The following is a 15,178-nucleotide window of genomic DNA, read 5'->3' as shown; positions in this document are numbered from 1 at the left end:
CACGGAAATGCGGGTTTCCCGTGGGGGCCGAACGCCGTTGGCGGCTGCGGCGGTCGGTGCGTCGCGGCATAGACTGGTGTGTTGTCCCGCGTCGTCGCGTGTGGGGCGTACGAACTTCCGTGCGAGAGGCCGTCAGTCATCCATGAAGCTTGTCTTCGCTGGTACCCCAGAGGTCGCTGTTCCCGCGTTGGACGCGTTGATCGCGTCGGGGAGGCATGAGGTGGCCGCTGTCGTGACGCGGCCGGACGCGCCGGCGGGACGGGGGCGGCGGCTGGTCGCGAGCCCGGTGGCGCAGCGGGCGGACGAGGCGGGCATCGAGGTGCTGAAGCCGAACCGGCCCCGGGACGAGGCTTTTCTCGAGCGGCTCCGGGAGATCGCGCCCGACTGCTGTCCTGTCGTCGCCTACGGGGCCCTGCTGCCTCGGGTCGCCCTGGACGTGCCCGCCCACGGGTGGGTCAATCTGCACTTCTCCCTGCTGCCCGCCTGGCGGGGCGCCGCCCCCGTACAGCACTCGATCATGGCGGGGGACGAGATCACCGGGGCGTCCACCTTCCTGATCGAGGAGGGACTCGACTCCGGGCCCGTGTACGGGACGGTCACCGAGGTGATCCGGCCGACGGACACGAGCGGTGATCTGCTGACCCGGCTCGCCTTCGCGGGATCCGGGCTGCTCTCCGCCACGATGGACGGGATCGAGGACGGGACCCTGAAGGCCGTGCCGCAGCCCGCCGACGGGATCACCCTCGCACCGAAGATCACCGTGGAGGACGCCCGGATCGACTGGGCCGCTCCCGCGCTGCGCGTGGACCGGGTCGTGCGCGGCTGCACGCCCGCGCCGGGCGCCTGGACGACCTTCCGCGGTGAGCGGCTGAAGCTCATCCACGTCGTACCGGTGCCCGCGCGGACCGATCTCGCGCCGGGCGCGCTCGACGCCGGCAAGAACAACGTGCACGTCGGGACCGGGTCGTACGCCGTGGAGCTGCTCTGGGTGCAGGCGCAGGGCAAGAAGCCGATGCGGGCCGCCGACTGGGCGCGCGGAGTGCGGATCGACTCCGGCGAGTCCGTCGGAGACTGACCGGGGACCGACGCCCGACAGACCCCATCACCATGCCCGCAGGCCCAGGTGGCCCACGCCCGGCGGTTCGTCCGCGCGGCGTACCCTGGGCTCGGTATCTCGTCCCGTATCCGGAGCACCTTTTTCGTGAGTGAGCAGTCCCGTCGTCCGCACAAGCCGGGCAAGCCGTACCGCCGTCCTCAGAAGGACCCCGTCCGTATGCTCGCCTTCGAGGCGCTCAGGGCCGTGGACGAACGGGACGCGTACGCGAACCTCGTTCTGCCACCGCTGCTGCGCAGGGCCCGGGAGAAGGAGGGGCCCGACAAGTTCGACGGACGGGACGCGGCGCTGGCGACCGAGCTGGTGTACGGAACGCTGCGGTGGCAGGGGACGTACGACGCGGTCATCGCCGCGTGTGTGGACCGGCCGTTGCGTGAGGTCGACCCGCCGGTGCTCGATGTGCTGAGCCTCGGGGCGCATCAGCTGCTGGGGACACGGATCCCCACCCATGCCGCCGTGTCCGCCTCGGTCGACCTCGCGCGGGTCGTGCTCGGGGACGGACGGGCCAAGTTCGTGAACGCCGTGCTGCGCAAGATCGCGGCGCACGATCTCGACGGCTGGCTGGAGCGGGTCGCGCCGCCCTACGACGACGATCCGGAGGATCACCTGGCCGTCGTGCACTCGCATCCGCGCTGGGTCGTCTCCGCCCTGTGGGACTCCCTCGGCGGCGGGCGCGCCGGCATCGAGGACCTGCTGGAGGCCGACAACGAGCGGCCCGAGGTCACGCTCGTCGCCCGGCCCGGACGGGCCACCACCGAGGAACTGCTCCGGGAGGAGGCCGCGGTGGCGGGGCGCTGGTCGCCGTACGCCGTGCGGCTCTCCGAAGGCGGGGAACCGGGCGCCGTGGACGCCGTACGGGAAGGCCGTGCGGGTGTGCAGGACGAGGGCAGCCAGCTCGTGGCGCTCGCCCTCGCGAGCGCCCCGGTGGAGGGGCGCGACAAGGTGTGGCTCGACGGGTGCGCCGGGCCCGGCGGCAAGGCCGCGCTGCTCGCCGCCCTCGCCGCCGAGCGGGGGGCCGTGCTGCTGGCGTCCGAGAAGCAGCCGCACCGGGCCGGGCTGGTCGCGAAGGCGCTGCACGGCAATCCGGGGCCGTATCAGGTGATCGCCGCCGACGGCACCCGTCCGCCCTGGCGGCCGGGAATGTTCGACCGGGTGCTGATGGACGTGCCCTGTACGGGGCTGGGGGCCCTGCGGCGGCGCCCCGAGGCCCGTTGGCGGCGCCGGCCCGAGGACCTGGAGGGGTTCGCCCCGCTCCAGCGCGCGCTGCTGCGGACCGCGCTGGAATCCGTGCGGGTCGGCGGTGTCGTCGGCTACGCGACCTGCTCGCCCCACCTCGCCGAGACCCGTGCGGTCGTCGACGACGTGCTCAAGCAGTACGGCGACGCGGCCGACCTCATCGACGCGCGGCCCCTGCTGGAGGGCGTACCGGCGCTGGGCGAGGGGCCCGATGTGCAGCTGTGGCCGCATCTGCACGGGACGGATGCCATGTACCTGGCCCTCATCCGCCGGGTCGCGTAGCTCATGGGCCTTCTACTAGCGGCCCGACCCCACGGGCCCCTCCCCGCCCGGACCGGCAGTGCTGCCCGCAGGTTCCTTCGGTGGCGGCGGGGCGCCGCCGTCCTCGTGGGCCAGCCGGTGTGGCCACCACACCTTCGGTCCGACGTCCATGAACAGGGCCGTGACCAGCACGGATCGCACGATGAAGGTGTCCAGGAGGACGCCCAGGGCCACCGCGAAGCCGATCTCGGCGAAGGCGACCATGGGCAGTGTGCCGAGGGCGGCGAAGGTGCCGGCGAGGACCAGGCCGGCCGAGGTGATCACCGCGCCGGTCGTCGCGAGGCCCGTCACCACGGCCTTACGGGTGCCCTGGTGGGCGGCCTCCTCGCGGATACGGGTGGTCAGGAAGATGTTGTAGTCGATGCCCAGGGCGACCAGGAACACGAAGACGAACAGCGGGAAGTCGGTCGTCTCGCCCGCGTAGTCGAACAGGTACCGGAAGGCGAGCGCGCTGATGCCCAGCGCGGCGGCGAAGGACAGGATGACCGTCCCGACCAGCAGGAGCGGGGCGATCAGGGCGCGGAGCAGCGCACAGAGGATCAGCAGGACCACGAGCAGCACCAGCGGGATGATCAGGATGTTGTCGTGGGTCGTCGCCTCGTCCATGTCCAGCAGCGCCGCCGTACCGCCGCCCACCTGGGCGTCGGCGTCCGGCACGTCGTGGACGGCGTCGCGGACCCGTTCCACGGTCTGCTTCGCGGCCTCGCTGTCGGCGGGGTCGGACATGGTGGCTTCGAAGAGGACCTGGCCCTCGTGGGCGGGTTTCGTGCCGGGTGGCAGGCGGAGCGAGTCCGCCACGACGCCTTCCGTGTCGGCGACGGTGCGGCCCACCTCCCGGGCCTGCGCCTGGTTGCTGATGATCACGAGAGGGTCGCCGCTGCCTGCCGGGAAGTAGCGTGCGGAGACCTCCTGGCCGACGATCGAGTCCGGTTTTCCGGTGAAGGCGTCCGCGTTGCCGATGCCCTCCGCGCGGAGCTGGATCAGCCCGAGCGAGCACAGGGCGAGGGCGGCCGCCGTGGCGACCCAGACCGTACGGGGGCGGCGGGAGAAACGACGGCCCATGCGGGCCCATACGCCGTGCTCGGTCGGGTCGGCGCTGCCGAAGTGCGGGATCACCGGCCAGAAGATCCAGCGGCCGCAGATCACCAGCAGGGCGGGGAACAACGTCATCATCGCGAGCAGGGCGACCGCGACGCCGATGGCCGCCACCGGGCCCAGACCGCTGGTGGAGTTCATCTCGGCGGCCAGCAGCACCAGCATGCTCAGGACGACCGTCGCGCCGGACGCCAGCACCGCCGGACCCGCCCGGTGCAGGGCGAGGGCCATCGCCTCGTGACGGTCCTCGTGGCGGCGCAGTTCCTCGCGGTAGCGGGCCACGAGCAGCAGGGCGTAGTCGGTGCCCGCGCCGAAGACGAGGACGGTGAGGATGCCCGCGCTCTGGCCGTTCACGGTCAAGCCGGTGTGCTCCGCCAGCAGGTAGATCAGGGCCTGGGCCGTGAACAGGGCGGCGATGACCGCGAGCAGTGGGACCAGGATGAGGGTCGGACTGCGGTAGGTGAGCAGGAGCATCACGATGACGACGGCCATCGCGGACAGCAGCAGCGTGGAGTCGATGCCCTCGAAGGCCTCGGAGAAGTCGGCGGACGTACCGCCCGGACCCGTGATGTGCACGGACAGTCCGCCGCCGCCCTCCCCGGAGGACTCCCGGATCGAGTCCACCGCCGGCGCGATCCGCTCCCACCCCTTCTCGTCCATCGTGATCGGTACATAGACCTGCGCGGCCCTCGGGTCGGTCGCACGGTCGTAGACGGGGCCGCGGGTCTGGGCGCCGATGATCCCGTGGTCGGTCAGCTGCTTGAGCTCCCGTACGTCCTCCTCGATCCGCGTCCGGTCCTCGGCCGTGAGGCCGCTCTCCCGGGCGTAGACGACGACGGCGGGGATCTGCTCGGGCCGGAAGCCTTCGGAGATCTCCAGGACCTGCGTGGACTCGGCCGAGCCCGGCAGCCAGGAGGCCGCGTCGTTGTCCTGGGCGTCGGTGAGCTTGGTCGCGAACGGCGCGGTCAGGAAGAGCGTCACCAGCCACAGCACCAGGACGACCCACTTGGCACGCCGCCCGCACACGAGGTGCGCGATGCCTCGGTTCCCTGTCATGGCCACCCCCACAACCGGGTTCCGTGGGGGGCGCGGGGCGGTGACATCCGCGGCTTCGGCCCGTGGGCGCGCTCGGCGGAAGGCGGCCCGCAGCCGACGTACCACCGTGCCCATTCTGGACCGATGCCCGCAAGCCCCGCTGGACATGGGAGGCTTGCTCCATGGCCGCGCAGATCAACCCAAGCATCCTGTCCGCCGACTTCGCCCGTCTCGCCGACGAGGCGAAGGCGGTGGAAGGGGCCGACTGGCTCCATGTAGACGTGATGGACAACCATTTCGTCCCGAACCTCACGCTCGGTGTGCCGGTCGTGGAGTCCCTGGCCCGTGCGACTCGGACGCCGCTGGACTGCCATCTGATGATCGAGGCCCCCGATCGGTGGGCGCCCCAGTACGTGGAAGCGGGTGCCGGTTCCGTCACCTTCCATGTCGAGGCGGCTGCCGCACCGGTGCGGCTCGCCCGCGAGATCCGGGCCAAGGGAGCCAAGGCCTCCATGGCGCTCAGGCCCGCGACACCGATCGAGCCGTTCGAGGACCTGCTGCCCGAGCTCGACATGGTGCTGATCATGACGGTCGAACCGGGCTTCGGAGGCCAGGCCTTTCTCGACATCATGCTCCCCAAGATCCGCCGAACCCGCGAGTTGATCAGCAAGCACGGCCTCGACCTGTGGCTCCAGGTCGACGGCGGGGTCGCCGAGTCCACCATCGAGCGCTGCGCCGAGGCGGGCGCCGACGTCTTCGTCGCGGGTTCCGCGGTCTACGGGGCGGAGGACCCGGCCGAGGCCGTGCGCGCGTTGCGGGCCCGGGCGGAGGCCGCCACGGCGACCGCCGGCTGGGCCTGCGGCCACTGAGTCACGGAGGAACGGCCGTGCGAACGCCGAGGCGGGCGGGGCACGTCGTGCGTCCAGAGAGCCAAGGGAACGTGAACGACTTTCCTTCGGGCTGATCGAAAACGTCGGATCTGCAAGGATGAACGACGTATCCATGTGTGAAGAGCAGTGAGGAGATGACCGTGTCGGGTATGTCGGCGGGCCGGTCAGCCATGCGGATGGGACCCGCTGAGCTGGTTCAGGCGGCGGCCATGGCTCGTCGCTTCTACCTCGAGGGCAAGTCCAAGATCCAGATCGCCGAGGAGTTCGGCGTCAGCCGCTTCAAGGTGGCCCGGGTTCTGGAGACCGCCCTCGAACGGGATCTCGTACGTATCGAGATCCGCGTCCCCGCGGAGTTGGACGCGGACCGTTCCGACGCGCTCCGCGCCCGTTACGGCCTTCGGCACGCCGTGGTCGTCGAGTCCCCGGCGGACGCCGAGGAGTCGCCCGACCCGGAGAACCTCGGCGAGGTCGCCGCAGACCTGCTCGGCGAACTGGTCAACGAGGGCGACGTCCTCGGTCTCGCCTGGGGCCGCTCCACCATCCACATGGCGGCCGCCCTGGACCGGCTGCCGCCCTGCACGGTGGTGCAGCTGACGGGTGTGTACGACGCCGGGACCGCCGAGCGCGGCTCGGTCGAGGCGGTACGGCGGGCCGCGCAGGTGTCGGGCGGCGACGCCCACCCCATCTACGCGCCGATGCTGCTGCCGGACGCGGCCACCGCGGCCGCGCTGCGCCACCAGACCGGCATCGCGCGGGCCTTCGAGTACTTCGACAAGGTCACGGTCGCCTGTGTCTCCATCGGCTCCTGGGAGGCGGGCATCTCGACGGTGCACGACATGCTCAGCGACGAGGAGCGCGGCCACTACGCCTCCCTCGGTGTCGCCGCCGAGATGTCCGCGCACCTCTTCGACGCCGACGGCCGCCGTGTCGGGCGTGACCTCGGCGAGCGGTGCATCACGGTCAAGGCCGACCAGCTCCGCCGTATCCCCGAGGTCGTCGCGATCGCGGGCGGGCAGCGCAAGGCGGCCGCGATCGACGCCGTGCTGCGGTCGGGGCTGGTGACCAGCCTCGTCACCGACACCTCCGCGGCGGACTCCCTGCTGACGGCCGGCCAGACGCCGCGGCCGGCGCTCAACCGGGCGGACCCGGACGGGCCGTAGCGCTCCGCCGGGTGGCCGGTGGGGTGCGTGGTCGGGTGGGGGCGGGGGATCGCCGCGGCTTCGTCGTGGCTGGTCGCGCCCACGCGGCGGAGCCGCATGTCGAATGCGGCCCCGCGCCCCTCACGGGGCGCGGTTCCTGAGCGGTCCCTGATGAGTACGAGGCGTGCGGGATGGGTGTGGAGATGAGTGACGGCACACTCGCCGAGGTGCTGGCGGTCGGCGGCTGGGCGCACATCGAGCTGGAGCTGGGCGGGGTCACGGACAAACCCGCCTTCATGGACCGCTGTGCCCGCGCCTTCGACCTGCCCGAGTTCTTCGGCCGCAACTGGGACGCCCTCGCCGACTGCCTCACCGACCTGTCGTGGTCGCCGCCGGTACGGGGACGCCTCGTCGAGGTCACCGGCTGGCAGGAGTACGCGAGGGCCCAGCCGAGCGACTGGCACCTCGCGCGCGAGGTGTTCGCCGACGCCGCCGACCACTGGAACGGCACCGGCACCGAGCTGCGGATCGTGCTCGCTCTCGGAGGATCCTCCTAGGCCGCCCACCGCCCCTTAGGACGATCCGTCGGGGCCGCTCATACCTGCCGACATGGGACAATGAAGTACGTGCTCTTCCCCCTGGCGGTCCTGTCAGGGGGTCACCTCTGATCGACCGGGATGTGCGGCACGTGCGTTTCCTCAATGACATCCAGCCCGCGTACGACCTGACGTACGACGACGTCTTCATGGTCCCGAGCCGCAGCGCCGTCGGATCGCGGCAGCAGGTGGACCTGGCCTCCCCGGACGGCACGGGCACCACCATCCCGCTCGTCGTCGCGAACATGACCGCCATCGCCGGCCGCCGTATGGCCGAGACGGTCGCCCGCCGCGGCGGGCTGGTGGTCATCCCGCAGGACATCCCGAACGAGGTCGTCACCGACGTCATCTCCTGGGTGAAGAGCCGCCACCTGGTCCTCGACACCCCGATCGTGCTGAACCCGCACCAGACGGTCGCCGACGCGCTGGCCCTGCTGCCGAAGCGGGCGCACAACGCGGGCGTCGTCGTCGACGAGGCGCTCCGGCCCGTCGGTGTCGTCACCGACGCGGACCTGACCGGCGTCGACCGCTTCACCCAGCTCGAAGTCGTCATGTCCCGGGACCTGCTGCTCCTGGACGCCGACATCGACCCGCGCGAGGCCTTCAACCGGCTCGACGCGGCCAACCGCCGGTACGCGCCCGCGGTCGACAAGGACGGCCGCCTCGCCGGCATCCTCACCCGCAAGGGCGCGCTCCGGGCCACGCTGTACACCCCCGCCGTGGACGCGAGCGGCAAGCTCCGCGTCGCCGCCGCCGTCGGGGTCAACGGCGACTTCGAGGGCAAGGCCAAGCAGCTGCTCGACGCGGGCGTCGACACCCTCGTCATCGACACCGCGCACGGCCACCAGGAGTCGATGATCAACGCGATCAAGCTGGTGCGCGACCTCGCCCCCCGGGTGCCGATCGTGGCCGGCAACATCGTCGCCGCCGAGGGTGTGCGGGACCTGATCGAGGCGGGCGCGGACATCGTCAAGGTCGGTGTCGGACCGGGTGCGATGTGTACCACCCGCATGATGACCGGGGTCGGACGGCCGCAGTTCTCCGCGGTCCTGGAGTGCGCGGCCGAGGCGAAGAAGTACGGAAAGCACGTGTGGGCCGACGGCGGGGTGCGGCACCCCCGCGATGTCGCCATGGCCTTGGCGGCGGGCGCGTCGAACGTGATGATCGGGTCGTGGTTCGCGGGGACGTACGAATCGCCGGGGGACCTCCAGCAGGACGCCGACGGGCGGCTGTACAAGGAGTCCTTCGGGATGGCGTCGGCGCGTGCCGTGCGCAACCGTACGAGCGAGGAGTCGGCCTACGACCGCGCGCGCAAGGCGTTGTTCGAGGAGGGCATCTCCACGTCGCGGATGTACCTGGATCCGGCACGGCCGGGAGTCGAGGACCTGATCGACTCGGTCATCGCGGGGGTTCGGTCGTCGTGCACGTATGCCGGGGCCGGGTCGCTGGAGGAGTTCGCGGAGCGGGCCGTCGTGGGGATTCAGAGTGCGGCCGGGTACGCGGAAGGCAAGCCGCTGCACGCCAGCTGGAGTTAGGGCGCCTTCGAGCTCGGGGGAGCGACGCGTCGGCGGGTGCGGGTGCGGGTGCGGGTTCGGTGTGGCTGGTCGCGCCCACGCGGCGGAGCCGCATGGCGAATGCGGCCCCGCGCCCCTGACCCCGCCGGCGTGGCGCAAGGCTTTCAAGGGGCCGTGCAACGAAGCTGCGCCGTCGTTCCATGCACGCAACGATCTTGCGTGGATGCGCAAGGTTGCCGCATTACGCTTGTGAAGCTCTGGCTCATAGGGTCATGCGCTGTACGTGGCGTGGCGGGGACCTCCTGCTCGGTGGCCCCTGCTGTTCGGTGCCGTCGGTCCTCACCCGCCCTGACCGGCAGCGATGAAGGAGCCACGCGTGCTCGACCAAGGCGCACCCCCGCAGCATGAGAATCAGCCGGCCCCGCCGTCCGGAGGCGTCGGGGCGCGGCTGATGCGCCGCAAGCCCGTGGAACGCCTGGTCGCGGAGGGGGGCCAGGGTGAAGGAGGGTCGCTGCGGCGGTCCCTCGGGCTGTGGCAGCTGACGATGATCAGCATCGGCGCCACGCTCGGCACCGGCATCTTCGTCGTCCTCGGCGAGGCGGTCCCCAAGGCCGGGCCCGCCGTCACCCTCTCCTTCGTGATCGCCGGCCTCACCGCGCTGTTCTCGGCCCTGTCGTACGCGGAGCTGGCCGGTACCATCCCGGTCTCCGGCTCCTCGTACTCGTACACGTACGCAACGATGGGCGAGCTGGTCGCGTGGGTCTGCGGCTGGTGTCTGGTCCTGGAGTACGGCGTCTCGGTGTCGGCCGTCGCCGTCGGCTGGGGCGAGTACCTCAACGAGCTGCTGGACGGGACCCTGGGCGTCACCATCCCGGCCGCGCTGTCCGCACCGCCCGGCGACGGGGGCGTCTTCAACCTGCCCGCGCTGATCGTCGTGCTCCTCGCGATGGCGTTTCTGCTGGGTGGCGCCCGGGAGTCCGCCCGGGCCAACACGATCATGGTCGTGGTGAAGATCGCCGCCCTGCTGCTCTTCTGCCTCATCGGCCTGCAGGGCTTCCGGTCCGGCAACTACGAGAACTTCATGCCGCTCGGCATGGCCGGTGTGAGTGCGGCCGGGGCGACGCTCTTCTTCTCGTACATCGGGTTCGACGCGGCCTCGACCGCCGGCGAGGAGGCGAAGAACGCGCAGCGCGATCTGCCTCGCGCGATCATGCTCTCGCTGGTCATCGTGACCGCGCTGTACGTGCTGGTCGCCGCCGTCGCGATCGGGGCGCGGCCCTGGGAGCGGTTCGGCGAGTCCGAGGCGGCGCTCGCCGGGATCATGAAGGACGTCACCGGGGACGCGTTCTGGGGGACGCTGCTGGCGGCCGGGGCCGTCATCGCCATCGCGAGTGTGGTGCTGACCGTGCTGTACGGGCAGACCCGCATCCTGTTCGCCATGTCCCGGGACGGGCTCGTGCCCAAGGTGTTCTCGCGCGTGCACCCGAGGACCGGGACGCCGCGCGTCAACACCGTGATCGTTTCGCTGTTCTGCGGTGTGCTCGCCGCCGCGATTCCGCTGGGGCAGCTCGCGGACGCGACGAGCATCGGCACGTTGTTCGCGTTCGCGCTGGTCAACGTGGCCGTCGTGGTGCTGCGGCGGACCCGGCCGGAGATGCCGCGCACGTTCCGGGTGCCGTTGTCGCCGGTGCTGCCCGCGGTGGGATTCGCGTTCTGCGTCTGGATGATGGGCAGCCTCGACACCGTCACCTGGGTCGTCTTCGGGGTCTGGATGGCCGTCGGGCTCGTGTTCTACTTCAGTTACGGCTATCGCCGTTCGCGTCTCGCGATCCCCTCGACCCCTTCGGCTCCCTCGTCCTCATCGACTCCCTCGTCCCCATCGGCTCCGTCGACTCCAGAGAAGTGATCCACCCGCAGTGCTGAACGATCTCGACGAACGCATCGTGCACGCCCTCGCCGAGGACGCCCGCCGTTCCTACTCCGACATCGGCCACCTCGTCGGGCTGTCCGCGCCCGCGGTCAAGCGGCGGGTGGACCGGCTCCGGGCGACCGGGGCGATCACCGGTTTCACGGTTCGGGTGGACCCCGCCGCGCTCGGGTGGGAGACCGAGGGGTTCGTCGAGATCTACTGCCGGCGGAACACGTCGCCGGAGACGATCCAGCGGGGGCTGGAGCGGTATCAGGAGGTCGTCGCGGCGTCGACGGTCACGGGGGAAGCCGATGCCGTGGTGCAGGTCTTCGCCTCGGACATGCGGCACTTCGAGCGGGTGCTGGAGCGGATAGCCGGGGAGCCGTTCGTCGAGCGGACGAAGTCCGTGCTGGTGCTGTCGCCCTTGCTGCGGCGGTTCTCCTCCGGGGCGCCCGCCTGAGAGGGCGCGCCTCTCAGGGAGCCGCGGTCTTCCTCGCCAGCGCGTTGTTCCCTATCGAGTTGTGCACGCTGAAGCTCACCGCGTCCGGGCGGTAGCGGTCGTCGGACCATTCCACCGGGCGGCCCTCGCGGGTGGTGGTGACGCGCCGGACGCGCAGGAGGGGGCTCGTGCGGCGCACGGCCAGGAACTCGGCGTCCTGGGCGCCGGCGGCCACGGCGTCGATGATGTGCTCGCCGTAGGCGAAGACCAGGCCCGTGTCGTCGAGCAGGCGCTGGGTGACCGAGGGACAGTCCGCCTCGATGGGCTCGACGGCCGGGGAGATCCAGTCGGCGTAGACCGTGCGCTCCAGCAGGACGGGCCGGCCGTCGAGACCGCGCAGGCGCAGCACGTGCAGGACGCGGGCGCCCGGGGTGAGCTGGAGGCGTACGCGGTCCTCGGCGCCGGCGGTCCGGTACTCCTGGGCGATCACCCGGCCCGTCGCCTCGCGGCCCATCGCGCGCGCCCACTGGGCGAAGCTGCGCAACTCGGCGAAGCTCTGGCTGCGGCGGCCGGCCAGAACCACCCGGCGGGCGCCCTGGCGTGAGCCGATGAGGCCCTCGGCGGTCAGGGTCGCCACCGCCTGACGGACGGTGCCGCGCGAGACGCCGTAGCGGGCCGCGAGTTCGGTCTCGGGGGGCAGCAGACTCCCCACCGTGTAGTCCTCACGGTCGATCGCCCGCCGCAGTGCCTCGGCGATCTCCTCGTGTCGCGCCGCCATGGTCCCTCCGCATCCCGGTAGCCCGCTGTGCACAGCACGGCCAGCCTAATGAGGTGGCGAGGAAACTACCGAGCCAGTTGATCGACCGGTGATGGTGCGGAACACGTGCACGAGTATTTCGCCGGAGTTTACGCGCGTGATATGAAGCGCGGACCTAATGAGGCCAACTTGTTCAGACAAGTGCTCCACCCAGATCGTCCCTGCGCGTACCCCTGGAGAGCCCGTGACCCTCTTCCCGCCGAGAACCGCCGTCATCGGCGGCGTCCTCGCCGCCGCCGTACTCACTCTCAGCGCCTGTGGCGCTGCCCCCGAGACCACGACCACCACCGACGGCAGGAACGCGGCCACCGCGACCTCGGCGAAGGACTTCGGCGGCCTGGACGCGCTGGTCGCGACGGCCAAGAAGGAGGGCACGCTCAACGCGATCGCCCTGCCCCGCGACTGGGCCAACTACGGCGCGCTGATCGACGGGTTCGAGAAGAAGTACGGCATCAAGATCGAGGTCGAGAACCCGGACGGGGCCAGCCAGGACGAGATCAACGCCGTCACCTCGCGCAAGGGCCAGGAGCGGGCGCCCGACGTGCTCGACCTGGGCAGCTCCTTCGCGCTGAGCGCCGCCCAGCAGGGGCTGCTCGCGCCGTACAAGGTGGCCGCGTTCGCCGACATCCCCGAGGGCCAGAAGGACCCGAAGGGCCAGTGGTACAACGACTACGGCGGCTACATATCCATCGGGTGCGACGCCAAGCGCGTGAAGGAATGTCCGGAGACCTTCGCCGACCTGCTGAAGCCGCGGTACAAGGGCCAGGTCGCGCTCAACGGCAACCCCACCAAGTCCGGTTCCGCCTTCGGCGGGGTGTGGGCGGCCTCGCTGGCGAGCGGCGGCTCGTTCGACGACATCCAGCCCGGACTCGACTTCTTCGCCAAGCTGAAGAAGAACGGCAACTACACGCCCGTCGAGTCGACGCCGGCCACCGTCGAGAAGGGCGAGACGCCCATCAGCATCGACTGGGACTACCTGAACGCCGGGTACGCCGACGAGTTCAAGTCCAAGGGCGTCGACTGGAAGGTCGTCGTCCCCGAGGACGGCAAGTTCTCCCAGTACTACTCCCAGGCCATCAACAAGGACGCACCCCACCCGGCCGCCGCCCGGCTCTGGCAGGAGTACCTCTACAGCGCCGAGGGTCAGAACCTGTGGCTCGCCGGATACGCCCGCCCGGCCCTGATGACCGCCATGGAGAAGGCGGGCACGCTGGACAAGACCGCCGCGGCCAAGCTGCCCGAGGTGTCCGGCACGCCCGAGTTCCCGACCGAGGACCAGCAGACCAAGGCCAAGGACGTGCTCGGACAGGGCTGGGCCAAGGCGGTCTCCGGGTGACCGCCGTCGTCACCGAGGCCGACACCGCGCTGGTGGCCGCCGCTTCCGTGAAGCGGCGGCCCCGCCCCGGCGGATGGCTCGCCGTGCTCCCGCTGCTGGCCTTCGTCGCGGTCGCTTTCGGGCTGCCCGCCCTCGCCATGCTGAACGGCGCGTTCACGGTCAAGGACCAGACCACGGGCGCCACTTCGTACACCACGGCGAACATGACCGCCTCCGTGCAGGGGGCCTACCTCACGGCCATGCTCGGCAGCGTGAAGCTGTCCGCCGTCTCGGCCGGGCTCGCGGCCGTCCTGGGACTGCCGCTCGCCCAGGCCGTGGTGACCTCCCGCTTCCCGGCGCTGCGCGAGGCCGTGCTCACGGCCTCCGGGGTGCTCGCCAACTTCGGCGGTGTCCCGCTCGCCTTCGCGTTCGTCGCCACCCTCGGCAACGCCGGTGTGCTGACCAGGCAGCTGGGTCTGACGGACAAGGGCTGGGACCTCTACAGCTTCTGGGGACTGGTCATCGTCTACCTGTACTTCCTGATCCCGCTGATGGTCCTCACCATCACCCCCGCCCTCGACGGACTGCGCGTCCAGTGGCGGGAGGCCGCGCAGAACAACGGCGCCACCGGCCTCCAGTACTGGCTGCACGTGGCCCTTCCCGTGCTCGCGCCCTCGCTGCTCGGCGGGCTCGTGCTGCTCTTCGGCAGCGCCTTCGCCGCGTACGCCACCGCCGCGGCCATGGTGGGCAGCTCGATCCCGCTGGTCACCCTGCAGATCGCCGACGCCATCTCCGGCAACGTCCTGGTCGGCCAGGAGAACGTGGCGCTCGCCCTCAGCCTCGACATGGTCCTGATCGCCGGGCTGGTCATGGCCGTGTACCTGCCCCTGCAACGACGGAGCGCGCGATGGCTGGCCTGAACCCCGGGCGCCCGGCACCGCGGCGCCCCGCCCTGTGGCGCCCGCTCGTCCTCGCCGTCGCCGGGCTGTACTTCCTCGTCCCGCTCGCCGCCTCCGTGATCTTCACGGTCGACGTGCCGGGCGAGGGGATCACCTTCGACGCGTACGGCCGGATCCTCGGCACCGACGGCTTCGTGACCAGCCTGCTGCTCTCGCTGGAGCTGGCCGCCGTGACGATCGCCGTCGTCCTGCTGCTGATGGTGCCCGCCATGGTCGCGCTGCGGCTCGGCGCGCCCAGGCTGCGGCCGGTCGTGGAGGTGGTGTGCTCCCTGCCACTGGTGGTGCCGCCGATCGCGTTCGTCGCCGGGCTCGGGACCGTGCTCAAGTGGGGTCCCGAACACCTCTCCCGGACCCCGCTGTTCCAGACCTTCGTCGCGATCCAGAACCCCGACTTCCCCCTGGTGCTGGTCCTCGCCTACGTCGTGATGGCGCTGCCCTTCGTGTACCGGGCGCTGGACGCGGGGCTGCGCGCCATGGACGTACCGACCCTCGTCGAGGCCGCCCGCAGCTGCGGGGCGAGCTGGCCGCAGGCGCTGGTGCGGGCCGTGCTGCCCAATCTGCGCGGGGCGCTGCTCAACTCCGCCTTCCTCACCCTGGCGCTCGTGCTCGGCGAGTTCACCGTCGCCCAGCTACTGGGCTTCAGGCCGTTCGCCGTGTGGATCGTCAACGTCAGCGGCTCGCAGGCCCAGCTCTCCGTCGCCGTCTCGGTCCTCAGCCTGCTCGTCACCTGGGCCATGCTCCTCGCGCTCGCCTCGTTCGGCGGACGCACCCCAACCGCTTCCGCCTCCCGGGGATGAAC

At 71.3% G+C, this 15,178-nt stretch carries 13 protein-coding genes; 11 read left to right on the top strand and 2 right to left on the bottom strand.

All coding sequences use genetic code 11. The features are described from left to right. The first annotated feature begins 142 nt into the window (after positions 1-142). Positions 143-1,075, top strand: coding sequence for a methionyl-tRNA formyltransferase (gene fmt, locus OG202_RS09605; RefSeq protein WP_326584130.1), 933 nt, complete (start codon positions 143-145; stop codon positions 1,073-1,075). Between the two features lie 126 nt (positions 1,076-1,201). Continuing rightward, positions 1,202-2,632 (top strand): RsmB/NOP family class I SAM-dependent RNA methyltransferase, encoded by a 1,431-nt coding sequence (locus OG202_RS09600; RefSeq protein ID WP_328222604.1) that lies wholly within the window; start codon positions 1,202-1,204, stop codon positions 2,630-2,632. A 15-nt stretch (positions 2,633-2,647) separates the two neighbouring features. On the opposite strand, the gene OG202_RS09595 is transcribed toward OG202_RS09600, so the two are convergent. Beyond that, positions 2,648-4,822 (bottom strand): MMPL family transporter, encoded by a 2,175-nt coding sequence (locus OG202_RS09595; protein WP_327730592.1) that lies wholly within the window; start codon positions 4,820-4,822, stop codon positions 2,648-2,650. A 161-nt stretch (positions 4,823-4,983) separates the two neighbouring features. Here OG202_RS09595 and rpe point away from each other — a divergent pair, with 161 nt between their 5' ends. The 6 genes from rpe (at position 4,984) to OG202_RS09565 (ending at position 11,309) form a co-directional block, all read left to right on the top strand. After that, the gene (rpe, locus tag OG202_RS09590; protein WP_326584133.1) at positions 4,984-5,670 is read left to right on the top strand and encodes a ribulose-phosphate 3-epimerase; all 687 of its coding nucleotides are present in this window, start codon (positions 4,984-4,986) and stop codon (positions 5,668-5,670) included. A gap of 137 nt (positions 5,671-5,807) precedes the next feature. Then, positions 5,808-6,851: a sugar-binding transcriptional regulator gene (locus OG202_RS09585; protein WP_326584134.1), complete on the top strand. Its 1,044-nt coding sequence runs from the start codon at positions 5,808-5,810 to the stop codon at positions 6,849-6,851. A gap of 182 nt (positions 6,852-7,033) precedes the next feature. Beyond that, positions 7,034-7,387: a barstar family protein gene (locus OG202_RS09580; RefSeq protein WP_327730593.1), complete on the top strand. Its 354-nt coding sequence runs from the start codon at positions 7,034-7,036 to the stop codon at positions 7,385-7,387. Between the two features lie 131 nt (positions 7,388-7,518). Further along, positions 7,519-8,961, top strand: coding sequence for a GuaB1 family IMP dehydrogenase-related protein (locus OG202_RS09575; protein ID WP_327730594.1), 1,443 nt, complete (start codon positions 7,519-7,521; stop codon positions 8,959-8,961). Positions 8,962-9,316: 355 nt separating this feature from the next. Beyond that, positions 9,317-10,846 carry an amino acid permease gene (locus OG202_RS09570; RefSeq protein ID WP_327730595.1) on the top strand — a complete coding sequence of 510 codons (1,530 nt, stop codon included), beginning with the start codon at positions 9,317-9,319 and terminating at the stop codon, positions 10,844-10,846. A 10-nt stretch (positions 10,847-10,856) separates the two neighbouring features. Continuing rightward, positions 10,857-11,309, top strand: a complete 453-nt coding sequence (locus OG202_RS09565; protein WP_327730596.1) for an Lrp/AsnC family transcriptional regulator — start codon at positions 10,857-10,859, stop codon at positions 11,307-11,309. Positions 11,310-11,322: 13 nt separating this feature from the next. Here OG202_RS09565 and OG202_RS09560 read toward each other — a convergent pair whose 3' ends face one another. Beyond that, a complete protein-coding gene (locus tag OG202_RS09560; protein ID WP_326584138.1) occupies positions 11,323-12,066 on the bottom strand; it encodes a GntR family transcriptional regulator in 744 nt (247 codons plus the stop codon). Between the two features lie 223 nt (positions 12,067-12,289). Between OG202_RS09560 and OG202_RS09555 the strand changes: the two genes are divergently transcribed. Genes OG202_RS09555 through OG202_RS09545 form a run of 3 tightly spaced genes read left to right on the top strand, consistent with a single transcriptional unit; the run spans position 12,290 to position 15,176 of the window. Beyond that, positions 12,290-13,441, top strand: coding sequence for an ABC transporter substrate-binding protein (locus OG202_RS09555; protein ID WP_328222603.1), 1,152 nt, complete (start codon positions 12,290-12,292; stop codon positions 13,439-13,441). Beyond that, positions 13,438-14,340: an ABC transporter permease gene (locus OG202_RS09550; protein WP_326584140.1), complete on the top strand. Its 903-nt coding sequence runs from the start codon at positions 13,438-13,440 to the stop codon at positions 14,338-14,340. Before OG202_RS09555 ends, OG202_RS09550 begins: the two co-directional genes overlap by 4 nt. After that, on the top strand, positions 14,328-15,176 hold the full coding sequence (locus OG202_RS09545) for an ABC transporter permease (protein WP_327730599.1): 849 nt from the start codon (positions 14,328-14,330) through the stop codon (positions 15,174-15,176). Before OG202_RS09550 ends, OG202_RS09545 begins: the two co-directional genes overlap by 13 nt. The last annotated feature ends 2 nt before the right edge of the window (positions 15,177-15,178 follow it).

This window comes from Streptomyces sp. NBC_00310 (genome assembly GCF_036208085.1).
Lineage (GTDB): Bacteria > Actinomycetota > Actinomycetes > Streptomycetales > Streptomycetaceae > Streptomyces.
The sequence above is the reverse complement of the archived record's forward strand: the minus strand, read 5'-3'. Positions and strand labels throughout refer to the sequence as shown.